The 4557-nt window shown below is 34.0% G+C and carries 3 protein-coding genes; all 3 read right to left on the reverse strand.

Annotated features, from left to right (window positions below):
* Positions 1 to 1277 (reverse strand): aspartate:alanine exchanger family transporter (locus tag ABY905_RS14315; RefSeq protein WP_372645054.1); only part of this gene is annotated, 1277 nt, incomplete at its 3' end.
* A 175-nt stretch (positions 1278 to 1452) separates the two neighbouring features.
* Positions 1453 to 2163, reverse strand: a complete 711-nt coding sequence (gene pepE, locus ABY905_RS14320; protein ID WP_372645056.1) for a dipeptidase PepE — start codon at positions 2161 to 2163, stop codon at positions 1453 to 1455.
* Positions 2164 to 2295: 132 nt separating this feature from the next.
* Positions 2296 to 4302 carry an ATP-binding protein gene (locus ABY905_RS14325; RefSeq protein WP_372645058.1) on the reverse strand — a complete coding sequence of 669 codons (2007 nt, stop codon included), beginning with the start codon at positions 4300 to 4302 and terminating at the stop codon, positions 2296 to 2298.
* Positions 4303 to 4557: the final 255 nt, after the last annotated feature.

The raw sequence follows: 4557 nt of genomic DNA on the forward strand, positions 1-4557 counted from the left end.
GATAGAAACATGAGTAAACCTAATTGGCGAAGTAATTGATTGGCTGTGCCAGACATTGTCCATAGAATTGGGCCTGTTTTTCCAATTCGACTAAGGATGAGAGCAACCATTAAAACGCCACCGGTTAATCCTAGTGAGAATGTAAAATCATCAGAAAACGAGATTTTAAGTTTCCCAACTAATACGCCTAAGACAATACCAGTTGCAATAGGGAAAAAGTCGGTGTCGGATAATTTTTTTACATCGTTTCCAAAGAGATGACGTACGTTATTGATATTCCCTGTTCCGCAAGCCACAATTAATTTATCTCCAAATTTAATTACGGACTTAGAACTTGGTGCAATATCAATTCCAGCTCTTCTTATTCTTGTAATCCTGGCATTGTAATTTGAAAGAACATTTAGTTGGCCGATGGTTTTATGCACCACATCTTTATTGGTAACCAATATGGTTTCAACAACGTAATCAATACTTAGTGGAATTAGTTCCTGAGTCTCTTCACCAATCAAAATTTTAGCTTTTTCTAGAGCTTGATCAGTTCCAATAAGTTTAATAATATCATTCTTGTGAAGAATTGTATTTGGGCTAGGTACAATTGTTTTCCCTTCATGCATAATACGTGTGATATTAGCTTGAGTCATGGCACGAACCTTCAGTTCTCTTATGCTTTTCCCAACAACCTTTTCATTTTCAACAACAAAATTCCTGTTGAATAGTTCGGGATGTTTTTTTAGATCTTCGTCTTCTAATTGTTTTGCTTCTGCATTAATATCAACGCCAACTAGTTTTGGGTACAAGCGAACGAAAAGAATAACACCAATAACTCCAAAAGGATAAGCAATACCATAACCAATTGATGAAAGGGTAGAGCCAGTACTTTCAATAGCGGCAGCAAGACCTGGCGTACTCGTTAATGAACCAGTTAGTAAGCCCACTGCAATTTTTAGATCGACATCAAAGGCAAAAGAAAGACCTACGGTTATCAAGGAAGCACTGGAGATTAGTACAAAAGCTAGAATAATAAGCTGACGACCATTTTTCTGAAATGACTCAAAAAAACCAGGTCCAGCTTGAATTCCAATTGTGAAAATAAATAGAGTCAATCCAATTTTCTGGATATCGACAGGAATGCTAACACCGAAGTGTCCAAAAACCAGAGCGACGAAAATAACGGCTGAAACATCAAGAGAGATGCCTTTAATTTTAATGTTGCCAATAACGAAACCTATTGCTACTATAAGGAATAGGACGAAATAACTTGACGATAATAAATCCATGGGTATTGCTAATATGAGGTGTATTATAAGGCTGCAAAGTTATAATAGTTTTTTTATAAATAAGAGAGGTAGGTCTGATTTGTATTTCTATCCTTGTGAGAACTTAGATGGATAATAAAAGAAAAAAGCGACTTTCTGATTGAGAAAGTCGCTTGGAATATGAAAATAAGTTATTCTATTTCATCATGAAATTGAAATCGTCAGTAGCTTTTAATTCGTATGGTTCAAGACCATTTTTGAAAATGCGACATTCGCGGTCACCAATTAAACTAAGTTTTCCATCCTCAACTAAAAACATAGTTGCTTCACGCAAACCAGCAACATACATATCCGGATTTAAGACTAAGAATTCATTGATTCTGTCTTCACGTGTTTCTCCTCCGTGCCCTTCAGGATTCTTATCTAAGTAATGAGGATTGATTTGAAATGGAACCAAGTTTAGAGCTTCGAATCCTAGTGGATCGATAATAGGCATATCGTTAGTTGTCTTGATTGTAGGACAAGTTAAATTTGAGCCTGCACTCCAGCCAATATAAGGTGTTTCACCATCAATAACCTTATTACGAATAGCATCAGTTAAGTTAAATTTATGAACCATGTGTAATAGGTTCCAGGTGCTTCCACCGCCAACAACAATCGCTTCTGCTTCTTCAACAGCTTTTATTGGATCTTCGAAATGATGGATTGATTCGATATCATGTCCCACTTCGTTGAAACGATGTTTTACTTTTGCTTCGTAGTCATCGAATGAAACAGTAACACCTGCATAAGGAATGAATAATGCTTTTACTGGTTTCTCACCTAAAAACGCCTTGATATTATTTTTAGGGTAATCTAAATATTCTTCACCTGGATTGGTTGAGTTACTAATTAATAATAGTCTCATTATCTTTAAATTTAGTTTAAGTATTTCTGTTATTAAAAAACATAGATCTCAAATTCATTAAGTAATCAAAACACTTTGATATACTTCAAAATATTAACCCAATGAATTAAAATAAGTTTCGAAAATCTAAATTTAAATATTTAGTAGGGAAAAGCTGTCTTCTTTTTTGACTAATTCTGAAAATCTTCGTTTGCTCAAAGGACGGCGAGGAACTGTAAATGTGAAGGTACTTCCTTTATCAACTTCACTTGTAACATTAAACCATCCATTATTTTTTGAAAGGAAGTCACGACACAGCGCTAAACCAATTCCGGTTCCTTTTTCGTTGGCAGTTCCGTCAGTTGTGAAGCCTTTGTGGATATTCTTAATTTGATCCTTACGCATACCAACACCATTATCGATAACGGATACACTAACAAAGTGTTCTTTTACTTCAGTACGAATCTCGATAATTCCATTTTTGTTGGTGAATTTAATGGCATTTGATATGAAGTTACGAAGTACGGTATGCACCATATTTCTATCACAGAAAACATCAATTTTATTATCAGTTGATGTAAAGATCTTTATGGATTTAATTTTTCCTAGTTCAGAAAGTAGCTCCAAATTAGACAGAATGATAGATTCCAAATCGACCATTTCTAAGCTTGGTGTAATTGAATGACTTTGATTTCTAGCCCAAGCTAATAGATTCTCCAAAAGTTCATATGAATTATCTGCTGAGTGGAATAAGGAACCCAAAAATTCTTTGGTTTCTTCTTCTGAAAGAACAAGGTCATCCTCAGTTAGCAACATTCTAAGCCCATTACTGATGTTTCCCACCGATCCTCTTAAATCATGAGCAATTAATGAGAACATCTTATCTTTTGTTTCGTTAGCTCTTTTTAGTGCATGTTCACTTCTTTGTAGAGCTTCTTTTTTCTCGAACATTTCATCAGCATGCTGATCGGCCATATTTTTTTCGAGCTGTAGAATTTCGCTTTGTTTACGATTGTTTCTTATTCGAATAAAAAGGATAAAGAAACCAACAATGAGAGCAAGTAAAAGAGATAATCCAATGGTGTACTGTCGGAATATTTTAATGTCTTTGGCTTGGTTGTCTTCTGCAAGGCGTTGATTTTCTATGACTTGATTTCTCGTTTCCTGACGAACTTCCAGATCTGTAATTCTATTGGTTTGCTGATCATTAATAATTGAATCTTTGTAGGCTTGTGCTTTTTGATAGGTGCTCAATGCCTCTGAATATGATTTTTGTTTCGTGTAATATTGAGATAGAAAATCATAATAAAGACTATAGAGGCGGTACGATTTTAATTTCTTGGCTATGACATAACCCATATTTAAATGTGAAAGAGCCTTATCGTTCTCGTCATGCTTTAAGTATAAAACCCCGAGGTTTAATTCGAATAAACCAACATTATAGTTTAAGCTATTATCTCGATGATAACTAACAGCTTCTTTGTATACTTTAATTGCCTCAAGAATATTGCCTTTTTCCGTGTAATAAGTACCTAAATCATTAAGAGCATTACAAATAAGTTCATCATCATTTAATTCTTTAGCAGACTTTAAGCCTCGATCTAAATAATCTAAAGCAAATTCATCTGAGTTTTGAGATTTATAATACAAACCCATTAGACTCAAACACCTGGCTAGGCCTCTTTTATTATTTAAATGTTCGAATGTAGCATATGCTTCTTGTGAGAATTTATGAGATTTTTTGTATTTCCCCAGTTGATGATAGACGATTCCTAATTGAAGAGCGATTTCAGCATTTACTTCTAAGAATTTATGTTGATCGGAAAATCGATAGGCATCAAGAAGGTTCTCTAAAGCAAAATCGTATTGATTATTGATATGATAGGCACAACCTAAATAATACATGGCTTTAGCAGCCTCTTCGTTATAATCTAGATTTTTGGCTAATTCAAGAGCATACCTCGAACGTTGAATCGCCTGTGGAGGGTCAAGTTCCCAATAGACACGACTTAATTCTAACGAATTTTCTAATTTGTCACGATCTGAGGTATTTAAGATTAGATTTTTTAGGCTGTCAATTTTTGATTGAGGTCCTGAATTGGCAATGCTTATCTTTACAATAAAACAGAGAATGACGAATATGTAGGTAATCTTTTTCACAAATATAAATGCATCTTTTATATTAGTTCAATCAAATTAATGCCTTCAATCAGATTGGGCAATAAGGTTCTGTTTAAAGTAAGATCAAGAACTAATAGTTAAATTATAAATTGCAATATAGAATATTAATCTGATTTTTTTTGATGTTAATCAGTATAATATGATAATTCACAAAAAAGGAAGAGTGCTACGCAATATGCATAGCACTCTTTTATAGTTAAAGGGCATTTTTAGTTAAAAACGAACTAAGGTTAA

It is taken from the genome of Ancylomarina sp. (assembly GCF_041555295.1).
Classification (GTDB): domain Bacteria; phylum Bacteroidota; class Bacteroidia; order Bacteroidales; family Marinifilaceae; genus Ancylomarina.

Coding starts and splice junctions, on each gene's coding strand:
- pepE (WP_372645056.1), bottom strand. CDS start 2,163: ATGAGACTATTATTAATTAGTAACTCAACCAATCCAGGTGAAGAATAT.